General features: G+C 53.4%; 13 protein-coding genes. 11 read left to right on the top strand and 2 right to left on the bottom strand.

The window, feature by feature from the left end; all coding sequences use genetic code 11:
• Positions 1 to 147 precede the first annotated feature (147 nt).
• Entirely contained in the window at positions 148 to 1,572 is a 1,425-nt protein-coding gene (locus tag REA38_RS02225; protein WP_308884806.1) for a coniferyl aldehyde dehydrogenase, read from the top strand.
• Positions 1,573 to 1,831: 259 nt separating this feature from the next.
• On the top strand, positions 1,832 to 4,027 hold the full coding sequence (gene katG / locus REA38_RS02230; protein WP_039565197.1) for a catalase/peroxidase HPI: 2,196 nt from the start codon (positions 1,832 to 1,834) through the stop codon (positions 4,025 to 4,027).
• A 192-nt stretch (positions 4,028 to 4,219) separates the two neighbouring features.
• Here the strand turns inward: katG and REA38_RS02235 are convergent, their stop codons facing one another.
• Entirely contained in the window at positions 4,220 to 4,735 is a 516-nt protein-coding gene (locus REA38_RS02235; protein WP_308884808.1) for a LuxR C-terminal-related transcriptional regulator, read from the bottom strand.
• Between the two features lie 667 nt (positions 4,736 to 5,402).
• Between REA38_RS02235 and REA38_RS02240 the strand changes: the two genes are divergently transcribed.
• The 9 genes from REA38_RS02240 (at position 5,403) to REA38_RS02280 (ending at position 15,790) form a co-directional block, all read left to right on the top strand.
• A complete protein-coding gene (locus REA38_RS02240) occupies positions 5,403 to 5,762 on the top strand; it encodes a hypothetical protein (RefSeq protein ID WP_308884810.1) in 360 nt (119 codons plus the stop codon).
• A 247-nt stretch (positions 5,763 to 6,009) separates the two neighbouring features.
• On the top strand, positions 6,010 to 6,264 hold the full coding sequence (locus tag REA38_RS02245) for a colicin V synthesis protein (protein WP_308884812.1): 255 nt from the start codon (positions 6,010 to 6,012) through the stop codon (positions 6,262 to 6,264).
• A gap of 25 nt (positions 6,265 to 6,289) precedes the next feature.
• Positions 6,290 to 6,523, top strand: a complete 234-nt coding sequence (locus REA38_RS02250; protein WP_074027111.1) for a hypothetical protein — start codon at positions 6,290 to 6,292, stop codon at positions 6,521 to 6,523.
• A gap of 160 nt (positions 6,524 to 6,683) precedes the next feature.
• Entirely contained in the window at positions 6,684 to 7,958 is a 1,275-nt protein-coding gene (locus tag REA38_RS02255) for an HlyD family secretion protein (protein WP_308884814.1), read from the top strand.
• The gene (locus tag REA38_RS02260) at positions 7,951 to 10,053 is read left to right on the top strand and encodes a peptidase domain-containing ABC transporter (protein WP_308884816.1); all 2,103 of its coding nucleotides are present in this window, start codon (positions 7,951 to 7,953) and stop codon (positions 10,051 to 10,053) included. The genes REA38_RS02255 and REA38_RS02260 overlap by 8 nt, the downstream gene beginning before the upstream one ends.
• Positions 10,054 to 10,721: 668 nt before the next feature.
• Positions 10,722 to 11,519 carry a glyoxalase gene (locus REA38_RS02265; RefSeq protein ID WP_308884818.1) on the top strand — a complete coding sequence of 266 codons (798 nt, stop codon included), beginning with the start codon at positions 10,722 to 10,724 and terminating at the stop codon, positions 11,517 to 11,519.
• Positions 11,520 to 11,563: 44 nt separating this feature from the next.
• The gene (locus tag REA38_RS02270) at positions 11,564 to 12,850 is read left to right on the top strand and encodes an alginate export family protein (RefSeq protein ID WP_308884819.1); all 1,287 of its coding nucleotides are present in this window, start codon (positions 11,564 to 11,566) and stop codon (positions 12,848 to 12,850) included.
• 209 nt (positions 12,851 to 13,059) lie between these two features.
• Positions 13,060 to 14,427: a serralysin family metalloprotease gene (locus tag REA38_RS02275; protein WP_374213766.1), complete on the top strand. Its 1,368-nt coding sequence runs from the start codon at positions 13,060 to 13,062 to the stop codon at positions 14,425 to 14,427.
• A gap of 187 nt (positions 14,428 to 14,614) precedes the next feature.
• A complete protein-coding gene (locus REA38_RS02280) occupies positions 14,615 to 15,790 on the top strand; it encodes an MBL fold metallo-hydrolase (RefSeq protein ID WP_308884823.1) in 1,176 nt (391 codons plus the stop codon).
• Positions 15,791 to 15,848: 58 nt separating this feature from the next.
• On the opposite strand, the gene REA38_RS02285 is transcribed toward REA38_RS02280, so the two are convergent.
• The gene (locus tag REA38_RS02285; protein ID WP_048321782.1) at positions 15,849 to 16,901 is read right to left on the bottom strand and encodes a nitronate monooxygenase family protein; all 1,053 of its coding nucleotides are present in this window, start codon (positions 16,899 to 16,901) and stop codon (positions 15,849 to 15,851) included.
• Positions 16,902 to 16,973: the final 72 nt, after the last annotated feature.

Here is a 16,973-nt window from a genome sequence, read left to right on the forward strand (position 1 = left end):
GGCGCCGGGATCTCTGGCTCCCTCATCCCGGTTGGCCGACGATCTTGCGTTGATCGTTTAACGAGTATAGGTTTAAAGTTCACTTTAAGGTCAAACACGATTCGGCAAACCGCATTCCCGCTTTCACTCGGCATCAGGAGAATTCAAGTGCAGGGAGATGACATCCTCATGACGATGGAGCAACGGCTTGCCGCCCAACGTCATGCCTTCCTGCGCGACGGCGCACCGACGATCGCTCAGCGCAAGGCCGCCCTGCGCCGCCTGCGGAGCGCCATTTTGGCCCAGCGCGGCGCACTGACGGCGGCCGTCAGCGCAGACTTCGGCCACCGTTCGCCTTACGAAACCGAAATCCTGGAGATCCTGGTCACCGTGCAGGCGATCGATTACCTGCTGCGCAATCTGAAGCGCTTCATGCAGCCGGAACGCCGCCACGTCGCCCTGCCGTACCAGGCCGGGCGCGCCTACGTGCAGTATCAACCCAAGGGCGTGATTGGCATCATGGCGCCGTGGAACTACCCGTTTTCGTTGACCTTCATCCCGCTGGCCACCGCCCTGGCCGCCGGCAACCGCGTGATGCTGAAACCTTCGGAGCTCACGCCGCGCACCAGCCAGCTTATCGAAACGATGCTGGCGGCGCTGTTTCCCGCCGATGAGGTCGCCGTGGTGACCGGCGGGCCGGACGTCGGGGCCGGGTTCAGCGAGCTGGCGTTCGATCACCTGGTGTTCACCGGCAGCACGGCGATCGGCCGTCAGGTCATGCAGGCGGCCGGTAAAAATCTGGTGCCCTTGACGCTCGAGCTGGGCGGCAAAAGCCCCGCCGTCGTGGCGCCCGGCGCGCTCACCGCCAGAACCGTTAACAGCCTGGCGTTCGGCAAGCTGTCGAACGCGGGCCAAACCTGCATCGCGCCCGATTTCCTGCTGATCCATCAGGACGATGTGGAAAACTTCATTGCGCTCTACGACACGGCGGTCAAAGCGTTTTACCCCGACGGGCCGACGAGCCATGACTACGGCGCCATCATCAACGACAGGCACTACCACCGTTTGCAGGATCTGCTCACCGACGCCCAGGCGCGGGGCGCGCGGATCGTTCCGGTGGGCCACCGCCCGGACTCGGCGGTGGAACGGCCGAAAACCCTCGCCCCCACGCTGATCGTCGGCGCCCCCGACGACAGCCGGATCATGCAAGAGGAGATCTTCGGGCCGCTGCTGCCGGTGCGCACCTACACCGCCTTTGATGAAACGATCGACGTTATCAACGCCGGGCCGCGCCCGCTGGCGCTGTACTACTTTGGCCCAGGCGGCACGCTGCAGGACAGGCTGCTGGCGCGCACCACCTCCGGCAACGTCAGCGTCAACGCCACCCTGCTGCACTTTGCCCAGGACGATCTGCCGTTCGGCGGCATCGGCCCCAGCGGCATGGGGGCCTGTCACGGCATCGAAGGATTCCGGGCGCTGAGCCATGCCAAGGGCGTCTTTATCCAAAGCCGCTGGCGCTTCACCGATCTGCTGCGCGCGCCGTTCGGCAGGCTGGCGGACGCGGTACTCAAGGTGATGCTGCGGCGCCGATAGAGCGCCGCGCTGACTATCAATAACACAGCCATGAATCGCCGCAAGCTATCACAGTATTCAATCATTCCTATTTTATCTCTCCGCCGCCGCTGACTAAGCTTAGCCATGAGTCGCCCTTTGCCCGTTAGCGGCCGGGGCGATGTGATTCCATTGAGTTCAGTTATTTAGCGCAACACCCGACGCAAGCCTTACCCGCATGCCTTGTTAACCGCTCCACGCCCGGCGGCTGGAGCACCCTTACGGAAGCAGAGAGCGCATTATGACAACTGAAAGCAAATGCCCGTTTTCGGGCGGCAAGCAGCCCGCACCGCAGAACGGCCCCACCAATCAGGATTGGTGGCCCAATCAGCTCAGCCTGAAACCGCTGCATCAGCACTCCCCCCTGTCCGATCCGATGGATAAAGACTTCAACTACGCCGACGCCTTCAACAGTCTCGATCTGGCGGCGGTCAAACAGGATCTGCACGCCCTGATGACCGACTCGCAGGAATGGTGGCCGGCGGACTTCGGCCACTACGGCGGCCTGTTCATCCGCATGGCCTGGCACAGCGCCGGCACCTACCGCATCGGCGACGGCCGCGGCGGCGCGGGCGAAGGCCAGCAGCGATTCGCCCCGCTCAACAGCTGGCCGGACAACGTCAGCCTCGACAAGGCGCGCCGCCTGCTGTGGCCGATCAAACAGAAATACGGCCGCAACATCTCCTGGGCCGACCTGATTATCCTGACCGGCAACGTGGCGCTGGAATCGATGGGCTTCAAAACCTTCGGCTACGCCGGCGGCCGTGCCGACACCTGGGAGCCGGACGACGTCTACTGGGGCTCGGAGAAGATCTGGCTGGAGCTGAGCGGCGGGCCAAACAGCCGCTACTCGGGCGACCGCGACCTGGAGAACCCGCTGGCGGCGGTGCAGATGGGCCTGATCTACGTCAACCCGGAAGGCCCGGACGGCAACCCCGATCCGGTGGCCGCCGCGCGCGACATCCGTGAAACCTTCGCCCGCATGGCGATGAACGACGAAGAAACCGTGGCGCTGATCGCCGGCGGCCACACCTTCGGCAAGACCCACGGCGCCGGTCCGGCGTCTAACGTCGGCGCCGATCCGGAAGCGGCCGGGCTGGAGTCGCAGGGCCTCGGCTGGCACAGCACCTTCGGCACCGGCGTCGGCAAAGACGCCATCACCAGCGGCCTGGAAGTCACCTGGACCACCACCCCAACCCAGTGGAACCACGATTTCTTCCGTCACCTGTTCGAATACGAATGGGAACTGAGCCAAAGCCCGGCCGGCGCGCACCAGTGGGTGGCGAAAGACATCGGTGAAACCATTCCCGACGCCTTCGATCCGAACAAGAAACGCCGCCCGACCATGCTGACCACCGACCTGTCGCTGCGCTTCGATCCGGCCTACGAGAAGATTTCGCGCCGCTTCTATGAGCATCCGGAAGAGTTGGCCGACGCCTTCGCCCGCGCCTGGTTCAAGCTGACCCACCGCGATATGGGGCCGCGCCCTCGCTACCTCGGCCCGGAAGTGCCGCAGGAAGAGCTGATTTGGCAGGATCCGATCCCGGCGGTCGATCATCCGCTGATCGACGAGCAGGACATCGCCGCGCTGAAAAACGCCGTGCTGGCTTCCGGCCTGCCGGTATCGGCGCTGGTCTCCACCGCCTGGGCTTCCGCTTCGAGCTTCCGTGGTTCCGACAAACGCGGCGGCGCCAACGGTGCGCGCATTCGCCTGGCGCCGCAAAAAGACTGGGCGGTCAACCAACCTGCGCAGCTCGCCGCGACGCTGGCCAAGCTGGAGAGCATCCAACGCGCCTTCAATGATGCGCAGGCCGGCGGCAAGCGCGTCTCGCTGGCGGATCTGATCGTACTGGCCGGCGCGGCGGGCGTGGAACAGGCGGCGAAGAACGCCGGTTTGGCCCTGACGGTGCCGTTCGCGCCGGGCCGCATGGACGCTTCGCAGGAGCAGACCGACGTGGACTCTTTCGAAGCGATGGAGCCACTCGCCGACGGATTCCGCAACTTCCTGAAGGGCAAATACCGCGTGCCGGCCGAGACGCTGCTGGTCGACAAGGCGCAGCTGCTGACCCTGACCGCGCCGGAAATGACGGTGCTGGTCGGCGGGCTGCGGGTGCTCGGCGCCAACGTCGGCGGCACGCCGCACGGCGTGTTCACCCAGCGGCCGCAGGCGCTGACCAACGACTTCTTCGTCAACCTGCTCGACATGGGCACCACCTGGCACCCGGTGGGTGAGGACGGCCTGTTCGAAGGGCGCGATCGCCGCAGCGGCGCGGTCAAATGGACCGGCACCCGCGTCGATCTGGTGTTCGGTTCACACGCGCAGCTGCGCGCGCTGGCCGAAGTCTACGGCAGCGCCGACGCGCAGGAGAAGTTCGCCCACGACTTCGTCGCCGCCTGGAACAAAGTGATGAACCTCGATCGTTTCGATCTGGCGTAACCTAACGACAGCACAAAGCCCGCCACGGGAAGCCTGGCGGGCTTTATTTATTATTATGCCCATCGTGATGCGAACCTACGCCTCCGTACACTGGCAACAGATGGCCACCTGTCGTGAGTTGTAAAAGAGATCCGCAATATGCGTTAGCCCACTAGATAAGAGTATTCAATACGCCTGGTCAGGAATTAACGCTCATAAAAACAACATCCTATAATGCCTTACATTCATTTTTTTCAACAAATTACTCCTCAGTGAGTAAACCGTTTTAGTGCTCCTTTTTATATTTTTCGCTATTGAATAAACGTCCAATCCGCTCATCGTCAGCTTTAGGATCCTATACTCTGCCGCCGACAACCTATTTATTGGCGGATTCGTCACGCCTTCCTCCATAACGTTTTCTGCAGACAACAAAGTGCGAAGCACATCGACAGGCAACCTCTTGTAGCAGACTGTTTTGACGCTTGCATACTTTTCCCAAAGGAAAGCGGCTAGCGGCAACAGGAACTCATCAACAGAAATAATTACTACACTGGAACTTCCCGGAAGCAAGATTTCCTCTTCACACGCCAAAAAACATTGTAGATTTGGCATTGACAGATTAACCACGATGACATTTTCAGAGTAATAGGCTTCACTGTTATCTCTATCAAACAGAGCTTTAACCCCTAGTGAAAAGAAACTATCTTCTGGTGACCACGCAACAACCATCTTCCCTCCCAGAAGATCATTAAACCCTCGATAAAAGTTGAAAAGTAAAGCGTTACCCTATTTAGAACCATGCTATGAAATAGATGAGCACATCACGCAGCCAGAAAAATCATCCTACGGACGATAATGCCATGAACAAAAATAGGATTTTCTTTCAGCAGGACAAGACGTTGTTGATACGCCCTACTCGCTCTGAATGAAAAGAGGATAAATAACAAAGGCAGATAGCAACATCTCACCCATGTTATTAACATTTGTTTTACATTATTGCCACTCATAGATAAACGCCCTGACTTTGGCAAGAGTACCATTTGCAGAATTATTATTCACACAATAAAACAGAACGTATCTTTCAAAAAACATGAATTAAATCCAATGAAAAATGACAATTAAAAATTAAAACCTAATAAAATCAACAAAATAAAAAACAAATTACAAATCAAAAACCATAATAGTTCCCACCTTGAACTATTAGTCATCTTTTACTACCTATATTTAGTATTCACATAGCGAAGAAGTTTGTTCATATTTATTGAACAAGTCATATAAAAATACTTGGTATTAATCCCGGCGCAATTAGCGGTATTACTTTTAATTAAGGAGCTCACCTCCTTGCCAAGTGGAATATACTAATGCCTTTTTGTTATATCTAAACGAGGAATTAATCATGAAAGAACTGTCTTTCAATGAAGTGCAGCTGGTTACCGGTGCCGGTATTTTAGCTCAGGAGTTTGGCAATGCTGGATTGGGTTTTGGCAGCGCTCTGGATCAAGTTAAAAATGGAGGAACCAATTCGCAAATTGGCAGCGCACTAGGTTTCGGGATCGGTTCAGTTGCTGATGGCGTGATTGCTGTCGGCAGCCAACTGGGCAATGATGCTTATAAAAATAATGTGGGCGCACTCAGTTCATTGGGGCCTTCATTTATCAACGCGGCGGGCACGGCTACCGGCAGTATTATCGGCTCTGTGGGTACCGCGGTTGGCAAGGCCATTGGCGGGGTCATCGGTGGAATTATCCCCGGTTAAGTCCCCCCGGATGATTGCGTTACGCTATGCGTTTTAAAAGCGAACAGCTGAATTGAACCTTAAGCTCCACCACGTGTTGTGGCCACGACCGCTGAAACAATAGATCTTAAGCTGTTAACCGATCACAAAACGGTCACATACATTAACTAACCTAACTAATGAAGGTGATATTAAGTCTCCTTCTCATTTGAGGTCTCTTCACCAACGTGCAAAAACTGCACGATCATCATAGTAACAGGAGGTCATTATGCGAGAGCTAAATACACAAGAAGTGGAAATGATCAGTGGTGCTGGAGTCATTCAGGATGCCCTATCCGGCGTTGGCTCAACGGCTGGCGGTTTCATTGGCAATCTGGTTGGTAGCGTTATTGGCTTGGGTTCTGTCGGCAATAACATCGGCTCCACCATCGGTAAAACCGTTGGCAACGTCGTTGGCGGCCTCGTTGAAGGCCTTTTTGGCGGGCTGTTTGGTGGCAACACCTCAACAACCGACAAAGCCTAATCTGAAAGATTAATCAGGAGGTTCTATGAAAGAGTTAACCCATATCGAAGTAGAACAGGTATCAGGAGCAGGCGCGATCGCCGATGCCGGTCAAGCTCTTGGTCAAGGGATTGGCGCAATCGTCCAGGCGACAGGCGTTAAGGGCGCAGCGGAAGCCGGCGCGGCGCTGGGCAAAGGCATTGGGTCCGTCGTTGAAGTGGGCATTAATGCACTCGGCACTCTGTTCGGCGGTTTATTTGGGTCGAATAAAAACGCTTAAAGGGTAATCGCTTTTTACCCAAGCCCCAGTTGGGCTTGCCAATTGGGGCTTTTAATCTCCCCCTGCACTCACGACCTGTTTACAGCAATGAATTTTCTATGCCGATGAGTAACGAAACGGATCTGCGTTATACCAAGCTTGCTCTAGGGAGGGTACGGTTTTGTTTCGCCAGGAAGCGATAAACAGTCAAAAAATGAAATGGCGCGGACGGGCTCTTTTGTTGCCAGGCATTCCCCTGTGGTTGACTACTGGCCTTTGTGCTCTGTTCCTCATCGCCCTTTTGGTATTTATTATTGCAGGTACCTATACGCGCCGCGTTAACGTCAGCGGAGAAGTGACAACAGACCCCAGAACAATAAATGTTTATTCCCGTGCGCAAGGATTCATTGTCAAAAGGTTCGTCAATGAGGGGCAAGTTGTCAGATATGGCGATCCTCTCTATCAAATCGACGTCAGCCGCAGCACGCGCAGCGGAGTCGTCAGCGATAACCAACGAAAAGATATCGAAGATCAGTTACTACGAATAAGCAGCATCATTGCGCATCTTGAAAACAGCAAGAGGTCAACATTAGAGGCTTTGGAAAAACAAAAATCACAATACACCGACGCTTTCAAAAAATCCTCTGATATCATCAGGCGCGCAGAAGAAGGCATAAACATCATGAAGAATAACATGGAGAACTATCAACAATATCAAAAAAAGGGGTTGATAAACAAAGATCAGTTAACCAATCAGACGGCTATTTATTATCAGCAACAGAACAACTTACTGGGATTGAGTGGGCAAAATGAACAAAACGCTTTACAGATAACCAGTTTAGAAAGCCAGATTCAAACTCAAGCGGCCGACTTTGACAACAGGGTTTATCAGATGGAGTTGCAACGCTATGAACTGAAGAAAGAACTGGTCAGTACAGATGCCAGCGGTGAAATTATCGTAAGGGCATTGTCTGACGGAAGAGTGGACTCCTTGAGTGTCACCGTGGGGCAAATGGTCAATATCGGCGACAGTCTGGTACAGATCATTCCGAGCAAAATTAAAAATTACCACCTTGTCATTTGGGTACCCAATGATGCGATTCCCTATATCTCCGTGGGTAATAACGTCAATCTACGTTACGAGGCCTTTCCTGCCGAAAAATTTGGTCAGTTCGCCGGAAAAATAGAGATGGTATCCAAAACACCAGCATCTACACAAGAAATGCAAACTTACCCTGGAGCACCTCAAAATATCCAGACGACATCGATCCCTTATTATAAAGTAATTGTCAAACCTGAAAAACAGATGGTCGGGTACAATGGAAAAATGCTAAGTCTGGAAAACGGAATGAAAGCGCAAACCACTTTATTTTTGGAGCGAAGAAAAATATATCAGTGGATGCTTTCTCCTTTTTACGATATGAAACACAGTGCAATGGGGCCGGTTAATGAGTAGGATGCCATTTAAAACTATCGTCAGTAAACTCGAGCTGGGGCTACGCCGCCGAGTGCCGGTCATTCACCAGACAGAAGCCTCGGAGTGCGGATTAGCCTGTCTGGCCATGATATGCGGGCACTATGGAAAAAATGTCGATCTGATTTCTCTGAGGCAGCAGTTTAACCTCTCAGCACGTGGCGCAACGTTAGCCAGCGCTCAGGGTATAGCCACTCAACTCGGCATGATGACGCGCGCGCTTTCTTTGGATTTGGATGAAATCGGCGCGTTGAAAAAACCTTGCATACTCCACTGGGATTTTAATCATTTTGTGGTGCTGGTAAGCGTCAGGCGGCAACGCATTATTATTCATGATCCTGCCCGGGGTCGGCGCAGCATAGGCCTCTCCGAGATATCTCAGCATTTCACGGGTGTGGCGCTTGAAGTCTGGCCTGGCAGCCACTTTACAGCGCAAACCATCCGCAATCGAATCAGCCTGTCGGCATTAATCGGCAGCGTGCATGGCATCAAAGGCGCGCTGGTTAAAATTTTCAGTCTGTCTGTCGTGATCGAGTCCATCAATCTGGTCATGCCAATCGGAACGCAACTCGTGATGGACCACGCTATTCCGGCGAGCGATCGCGGATTATTGACGCTCATTTGCGCAGGCTTGCTGTTCTTTATCTTACTGCGAGCAGCAACCGGTATGATAAGGGCCTGGTCATCGTTAGTCATGAGCACACTGATCGGCGTACAGTGGAAAACTGGCTTGTTTTCACACTTGATGCGCTTGCCACTGGGATATTTTGAACGGCGCAAACTGGGAGACATTCAGTCTCGGTTCGGCTCGCTGGATACGCTGCGCACAACGTTTACCACCAGCGTAGTCGGGGCGATTATGGACAGCATCATGGTCGTTGGCGTATTGATAATGATGGTGTTATACGGCGGCTACCTGACCTGGTTCGTCCTGGGTTTTACGCTGATATACGTGCTGATTCGCCTACTCACTTATGACTATTATCGGCAGTTGTCTGAAGAGTCTCTGGTCAGGGGGGCCCGCGCCAGTTCTTACTTTATGGAAACCTTGTATGGCATAGCGACGGTCAAAATGCAGGGCATGACCGAGAGGCGCGGCTCCCACTGGCTTAATCTTGAAATTGATACCATCAATACCGGTATCAAAGTCACCAAAATGGATTTGTTTTTTGGCGGCATCAATACGTTTATTGCCGCCTGTGACCAAGTGGTGATTTTGTGGCTGGGAACCAGCCTGGTCATCGACAACCAAATGACGATCGGTATGTTCGTGGCCTTTGGCGCTTTTCGCGGGCAATTCTCCGATCGCGTCGCGTCACTGACAAATTTTCTGCTTCAGCTGCGCATGATGAGCCTGCATAACGAGCGTATTTCCGATATTGCCCTGAATGAAATGGAGAGTAAAAAACCGGATATCAACTACGTGGCGAAAATGCTACCGATCGCGCTCGAGATTAATGACCTGAGTTTCCGCTATGACAGCCAATCACCGGCGGTCTTCAGTCAACTTAATGCCGCCATTGCACCGGGAGAAAGCGTTGCCATTGTCGGCCCGTCTGGAGCAGGAAAAACGACCCTGATGAAAGTACTGTGCGGTTTGTTCGAACCTGAAACAGGCAAAGTTATCGCCGATGGTATAGACATTCAACAATTGGGGATTAACAACTACCACAAGATGATTGCGTCCGTTATGCAGGATGACAAACTCTTTTCTGGTTCAATAAAGGAAAACATTTGTGGTTTTGCGGAAGACATTGATGACGCATGGATGATTGAATGTGCCAAAGCGAGTTATATACATGATGTGATCATAAGCATGCCAATGGGATATGAAACCTTGATTGGAGAATTGGGCGAGGGTTTATCAGGTGGGCAGAAACAACGTATTTTCATTGCCAGAGCAATATACAGAAGACCCAGTGTTTTATTTATGGATGAAGCAACCAGCTCTCTTGATCGAGAAAGTGAAAACTTTGTCAATCAGGCAATAAAGCAAATGAACATAACCAGAATAATCATCGCCCACCGAGAGAGCACCATAGCCTCAGCAGACAGAGTCATCACTTTGGGAGGATAACGATCGTGCAGAAGCCCATCAGAGCTTGTGATGCGAACATTTCAAACCTCATGACGATTCCCGAACAAGAGAAAACCATGGGAATCAATCAATAGCACTTTTCATGTATATGAACAGGTGATTCTCATGGCTATCGGCACTATTTCACTGCACATTTTCATTAGGGCAGGAAAACTTAGAAACACTGGTGCGGATAACCCTGACTGTCACACATCGGATAATGAAAGCCATTGTGACTCGCACACCAAAAAAAAATAGTAACAAGCAGTAATTATTCAAGTAAGCGCCTTATCGCCATTAATAATTTTATCATGGCACTGTCATTCGTATTTTTTAAACGAGTCATATAAAAATTTGATGCGAAAAATCAGCTTACATGATGTATTTATAATTAAGACCCACCAAAAACATTACCTTTATTCACTTTAAAACCTATCGAATCGGTTTGCTTGCAAAGGACATTAACAACCTATTCGATGTTCCTAATAGAGATTGAAAAGATTAAATGCGCTCTCCTCAATCCTGGCTGTGTTTACTCAGGAAAAATAATCCACCTGGAGATAAGAATGAGACAAATTATCGGTATGTCCTCTCGTTGGTTAATAACATCAGCCCTTGCGCTGCTGCTCCCTGCCGTATCATGGGCGGCCGATACGGCGTCTCTCGCCGTGGGGCCGCAATATGACACCACCCATGTCTACGTCGAACGCGGCAAAATGGATGCCTTTGTCGACAGCATCCTGAAAACCTTCGGCGGTACCAGCACCGAACGCGTGCTGGTCAACGTCACGCCCACGCCGAGCGAAACTTACTCCCAGCTGATACTGACGCCAGCCGGCAGCTTCTCGGTGTTCGATTTCAAAACGCCGATCCCACACCCGTTCGGCACCGAGCGCAACGGTTTTCTGGTCAGGGATATGGACGCCGCCATCCGCCAGGCCAGAGCCGCCGGCGCCGATGTGCAGGTTGCGCCTTTCGACGATCCGATTGGCCGCGACGCGGTGATCCAGTGGCCCGGCGGCGTCAACATGCAGCTCTATTGGCACACCAAGGCGCCCAACTACAAGCCGCTGCTGAGCGTGCCGGAAAACCGCCTGTATCTCTCCGCCTACCGCGTCGACGATTTCCTGAAAAGCTACCAGGCGTTCTCGCACGCCACGGTGGTGAGCGACGAACAGGTCAGCGATACGACGATCGGCCGCAGCGACAGCGGCAAGATCCGCCAGATCGAACTGGACTCGCGCTTCGGCAAAACGCGCATTTTCGTCACCGACGGGCATCTGCCTTATCCGTTCGGCCATGAGCGCACCGGCTATGGCGTCGACGATCTGCCGGCCACGCTGGCTAAAGCGCAGGCCAGCGGCGCTCAGGTGCTGTGGCGTTCGACGGCGGCGGAGCGCCGCGCCTCGGCGCTGGTGCGTTTCCCCGGCGGCTACATCGCCGAAATTCACCAAACAGCTAAATGAATCCAAGGCGCGCTGCGGCGCGTTTTTTTCTTCGGATACCCATGATGAAACGCACGCTTCCCGCACTGTTGCTGTTCTCCACGCTCCCCGCTCTGGCGGCGGAGCCCGCCGTATCCCCCTGGAAAAACATTCCGTTGGGCGATGCGGCCACCTTGTCTTTCGACGGTTCACTGCGCGAGCGCTATGAATGGACGGATCAACGCGATCTGAGCGGCGGACGCGACGACACCTTCATGCAGCGCCTGCTGATTGGCGCGCGCCTCGACTATGGCGACGACTTTGGCGCCTATGTCCAGTTGGGATCGTCACTGGCCACGCCGCGCGATCGCGGGCGCAAGCCGACCGACGAAGATCATGCCTATCTCGGCCAGGGCTATGTGGACTTAAAACTGCCCACCGCCTACGGCCTCGGCACCCTGCGGGTCGGCCGCCAGGAAATTGCGCTGGGTTCGCTGCACCTGATGGGCACCCGCGACGGCCCCAACGTGCGCCGCGCTTTCGATGCTATCCGCGCCAGCTGGGCCAAGGATAAAAACCGCCTCGATGCCTTTATCGGCCATCCCGTCACCCTCAAAACCGGCAGTTTCGACGACGATACCGACAACAGCCAAAAGGTGTGGGGGTTGTACGGCACCACGCCGCTGGCAGCGCTGGCGTCCTCACTCGATCTCTACACCTTTGGCTTTGAGGATAACGACGCCCACTACGCGCAGCTCAGCGGGCAAGAGCGGCGCTATACCGTCGGCGCACGTATTTTCGGCGCGGCGCAGGGGTTCGACTGGGATAATGAAGCCGCCTGGCAGTTCGGTAGCGCAGAACAGCGCGATATTCGCGCCTGGTCGGCGTCGGCGCACGCCGGGTATAGGGTGAGTGACTGGCGCTGGCAGCCGCGCTTTGGCGGCAAAATTGGCATCGCCAGCGGCGATAAAAACGGCCACGATGGGCAGCTCAATACCTTTAACGCCATGTACCCCAAGCTGCCCTACCTGACCGAAAACGGGCTGGTGGCGCCGGCTAACCTGATCGCCATTCATCCTTCGGTCACGATTACGCCGTGGCAAACCCTGGCCATCGACTTCAGCTGGGACGCGTTGTGGCGGCAACGCCGCGAGGATGCCTTCTACCTCGGGCCGATGCGCCCGGTGAAGGGCAGCGCGCAAGGCTCGCGCTTTATCGGCAACCAGTATCAGGTCGAAACCATCTGGACGCCGCGCAGCGATCTTCAGTTCAAGGTGGCCTATGTCTACTTCGACGTCGGCCACAGCCTGCAGCAGCATGCCGGGCTGAAAAACATGAACTTCGTCCTGGCGCAGGGAACATTGAGTTTTTAAACATCGTTCAACTCACCGACGGGTAGAAATGTAAGGGGGTTAATGACTTATTGAAAACTATCGGCTCCAATAACAGTCATGATGTTCACGCGGTGCGGCTCGCTGTCGACACCAATAAACCTGGCAACTTAATGGAACTGCATGGGCATGGCCGTTATATGCATTGCCATCGATGGTTGTCTTTTTAAACAAGCTAAAAGGTAATGAAAATGAGTGAAAGTAACGCTGTAAATGAAGTCAGCCAACTCATTCGCTATCATGAACGCGGCGATGGGATTACCTACAATGGAAAGCCATCATATACGATAGAAAATGCTGCAGATACAATAACCAGAACAGGATACAGCTGGAATGGTAAAAATGTGACAGATACTGCGGCGATCGTAACCTATTCATTTCGCGATGACGGTGTGCCAGTCACCGATGCGCAGAAAACCATTATAAAATCAGCGATGGAATCATGGTCTGACGTTGCAAATATAACCTTCAAAGAGGTTGAGGATACAACAGAACAGCAAAAAGTCGGTTTTGTCATCGTTAACGATCCCAACATGAAACAGACCGGCGCTTCAGGATCATTTCCAATATCAGGCAATAATAAGTATTTAAAAATAGGGCCAACAATTGGAGACCTTAATAACACAAACCCGCCCGAAAACATAAAAAATCTTTACACACATGAGCTTGGCCATATTCTAGGGCTATCTCACCCAGGAAACTATGATGCCTCGGGCGGAACACCACTGAGTTATGATAGTCAGGCAAAGTACGCTGAAGACAATAATATGTTTACCGTTATGACTTATTGGGGTTCCGGCCATGTTGGCGGCGAATTTGGTCATAACCACTCGCCTTATTCGCCACAAGTAGATGATATAGCCGCAGCACAAAAACTGTATGGCGCCAATATGTCAACGCGAACTGGCGATGACGTCTACGGTTTTCATAATACAACCGGTAAAGCTTATTATACTGCGTTAGAAGGTAAGCCAGCCCCCATATTCGCTATATGGGACGCAGGCGGAAATGATACTCTTGACTTTTCCGGCTACTTGCAGGACCAACGCATAAACTTGAATGAAGGTTCTATTTCTGATGTCGGTGGTCTGAAGGGTAATATCTCTATCGCGGCGGGCGTAACGATTGAAAACGCCATCGGTGGTGCAGACAACGATGTCATCGTAGGTAACAGTGCCGATAACCTCATAAAGGGAGGGGGCGGTAACGACATTATTTACGGTTCAGGCGGTCAAGATATACTCTGGGGAGGAAGCGGAAATGATACTTTTGTGTTTTCCGAACTGAATGACTCTCCGATTTCATCACCTGACAAAGTCATGGACTTTGAGTCAGGCAAAGACAAAATTGATCTGTCATTCTTTAATCAGATCGAGGAAGGCCATGACTTTATTCACTTTGTTGAGCATTTCTCTGGCCATGCCGGTGAAGCGCTGTTGTCTTATGACAGCCAAAATAATCTAAGTGAGCTTGCATTAAATCTTAACGGCAATGCCAACCCGGATTTTCTGGTACAACTCGTGGGCAAAGTTGAGGTGACTACGGACGTTATCGCGTAAATCGAAACGGGAGACTATGCTAAAACGTCGTCAGATAGCACTTCTTTATACACCACGTATTATCTGACGACGTCACAAGTAAAATATCCCTTTATTTTATTTCACCACCTCGGTCCTGCGATAAATTTTGTATGGGTGGCGATATAAAGTGATAAGCGTGACACACTTGTTTAAGGATGATTGAGTTATGAAAACACTAGTCGGTATATTATTTTTGGCTGCCATTAATCTATCAACAACAGCCTCTGCGTCTACGTTGAATATAAAAACATTCACCCCAGGTTCAGCTGCGATCTTCCCTGTCACATCAACGCTAATTTATGGCAGCAACGATGCCATACTCATCGATGCGCAGTTCCAGAAAAAATATGCAAAAAAAATTGTTGAGATGGTGAGGTCATCCGGAAAAAATTTGAAATATATTTTCATCTCATACAGCGATCCGGACTATTATTTTGGACTGGATGAAATTAAGAAATCCTTCCCTCAGGCTCAAGTCATTGCAACGGCCCAAACGGCCTACCTCATCTCTGCAACCAAAGACGCCAAGATGGACATATGGAAAGAAAAACTGGGCAAGGATGCACCAGAAAATTTACACGTTCCGGAGGCAATGACAACGAAAAAGTTAAGCATTGATGGTCAAGAAATCGATATTATCCATGACGATAACGATACAGCACACAGCTATCTGTGGATACCCTCGCTGAAAACCGTACTAGGGAGCATCTCCGTATCAACAGGTGGGCATCTCTGGATGGCTGACACGCCAACCGTTCAGGATATTGATCTGTGGATCAAGCGTATTAATGCGATGCAATCTCTAAAACCAGAAAAGGTTATTCCGGGGCATTCGATTAATAACGACACATCACCAAAATCCCTGAATTTTATAAAAAAATACCTTATCGACTATAAAAAGTCGGCTCTTTATCATAAAAACTCCGCAGACATCATCGCCAACATGGAAAAAGTATATCCGTCACTCCCGGGGCGAGGCTCTCTCGAATTTGGCGCCAAGGTATTTGCCGGAGAAGTTCCATGGCATATCACGACCCCCTATCCTCCGATAGGTAAAACAGCAGAAGTTAACTTTGGCGGCACCGTCTTCGAACTGCACTTCAGTGATAACAAAACCATGTCATTTGAAGGCATGTCGGGAACATTTAAAGGCGTAAAAGATACGGTAAAATACACTGCTATTGAAGTCAGTAAGAACATATATATGGTCTATTGGCATGAACCTCACACGGGCTCCAATGTTGTTCACGTACAAGATTGGAATACAGGCACGGTCTATACCAACATAGCCGCAAAAGACAATTCATTTACCCATCTGACGGGAACAATCAAGATAAAATAATCGGTTGCTTTATAAAGGAAAGCGGGTATGCCCGCTTTCCTTATAGCCTGGCTCCCCCTCACACCGCTTCCAGCTCCGCCGCCAGGGTGGCGACCAGCTCCGCCGCCGGCATCGGCCGTGCCAGGCCCACGCCCTGCCCGGCCCACAGCGACATAAACTCTCCGCGCCCGGCCTTGGCCGCCGCCTGGCGGATATCGCCGGTGAGCGCGTTCTGCACCGGATAAGGCAGGATCTGCGCCTCTTCCGCGCGCATCTGCCGCATGAAATCATTGACGATGCCGCGCGCCGGGCGGCCGCTGAAGGCGCGCGTCAGGCGCGTGCTGTCATCACCGGCGTTGCTCAGCGCCGCCCGCCAGGCTTCGGCGATGCCCGACTCCGGGCTGCACAGGAACGCGGTGCCCAGCTGCGCCGCCTGCGCGCCCAGCAAGCGCGCCGCCGCGATGCCGCGCCCGTTCATGATACCGCCCGCGGCGATCACCGGGATCTTCACCGCCGCCACCACCTGCGGCAACAGGGCCATCAGGCCGACGCAGGATTGCTCGATGTCGCCGAGGAAGGTCGGGCGGTGGCCGCCCGCCTCCGAGCCAGAGACGCAAACGAAGTCGGCGCCCGCCTCTTCCCAGGCGCGGGCTTCCGCCACCGTGGTGGCGGTGCCGATCACCCGCGAGCCGGCCTTCTTGAACTGCGTAACCGTGGCGCGCGGCAGCACGCCGAAGGTGAAGCTGGCCACCGGCGGCGCCGCCTCCAGCAAGGCCGCTATCTGGTCACGGTTGTTTTCGGCGAATTGGGTGGGGATTGGCGGCTCGCTCAGCCCCAGCGCTTCGCGGAACGGCCGCAACAGGTGCTGGGCACGCTTGAGCTCGGCGAGATCCGGGTGCTGCTCATCGAGCAGAAACAGATTGATGTTGAACGGCGCGGCGGTCTGCGCGCGGATCTGCTGCACCCGTTCGAGGATCACCGCCGGTGAAAACAGCGCCGCCGCGCACGAGCCCAGCGCCCCGGCGTTGCTCACCGCTACCGCCAACGCCGGCGGCGACGCGCCGTTCATCGGCCCCTGAACGATCGGATAGCGCAGCCCAAGCTCGCGGGCAAAAGCAGAAGGTGCCGTCATCAATGTGTCTCCCTGTGCTGACTACATTCGTCTTACGGCGGCCGCGCCGCCGAACCGACCAAAAGCATAGCA

This window comes from Serratia sp. MF1(2023) (genome assembly GCF_030954545.1).
GTDB classification, from domain to species: domain Bacteria; phylum Pseudomonadota; class Gammaproteobacteria; order Enterobacterales; family Enterobacteriaceae; genus Serratia; species Serratia sarumanii.

Excerpts from the sequence above, each read along its gene's own strand:
- REA38_RS02270 (WP_308884819.1), top strand. The coding sequence starts at position 11,564 with ATGAAACGCACGCTTCCCGCACTGTTGCTGTTCTCCACGCTCCCCGCT.
- REA38_RS02285 (WP_048321782.1), bottom strand. The coding sequence starts at position 16,901 with ATGACGGCACCTTCTGCTTTTGCCCGCGAGCTTGGGCTGCGCTATCCG.
- REA38_RS02235 (WP_308884808.1), bottom strand. The coding sequence starts at position 4,735 with ATGGTTGTTGCGTGGTCACCAGAAGATAGTTTCTTTTCACTAGGGGTT.
- katG (WP_039565197.1), top strand. The coding sequence starts at position 1,832 with ATGACAACTGAAAGCAAATGCCCGTTTTCGGGCGGCAAGCAGCCCGCA.
- REA38_RS02250 (WP_074027111.1), top strand. The coding sequence starts at position 6,290 with ATGAAAGAGTTAACCCATATCGAAGTAGAACAGGTATCAGGAGCAGGC.
- REA38_RS02275 (WP_374213766.1), top strand. The coding sequence starts at position 13,060 with ATGAGTGAAAGTAACGCTGTAAATGAAGTCAGCCAACTCATTCGCTAT.
- REA38_RS02245 (WP_308884812.1), top strand. The coding sequence starts at position 6,010 with ATGCGAGAGCTAAATACACAAGAAGTGGAAATGATCAGTGGTGCTGGA.
- REA38_RS02280 (WP_308884823.1), top strand. The coding sequence starts at position 14,615 with ATGAAAACACTAGTCGGTATATTATTTTTGGCTGCCATTAATCTATCA.
- REA38_RS02240 (WP_308884810.1), top strand. The coding sequence starts at position 5,403 with ATGAAAGAACTGTCTTTCAATGAAGTGCAGCTGGTTACCGGTGCCGGT.
- REA38_RS02260 (WP_308884816.1), top strand. The coding sequence starts at position 7,951 with ATGAGTAGGATGCCATTTAAAACTATCGTCAGTAAACTCGAGCTGGGG.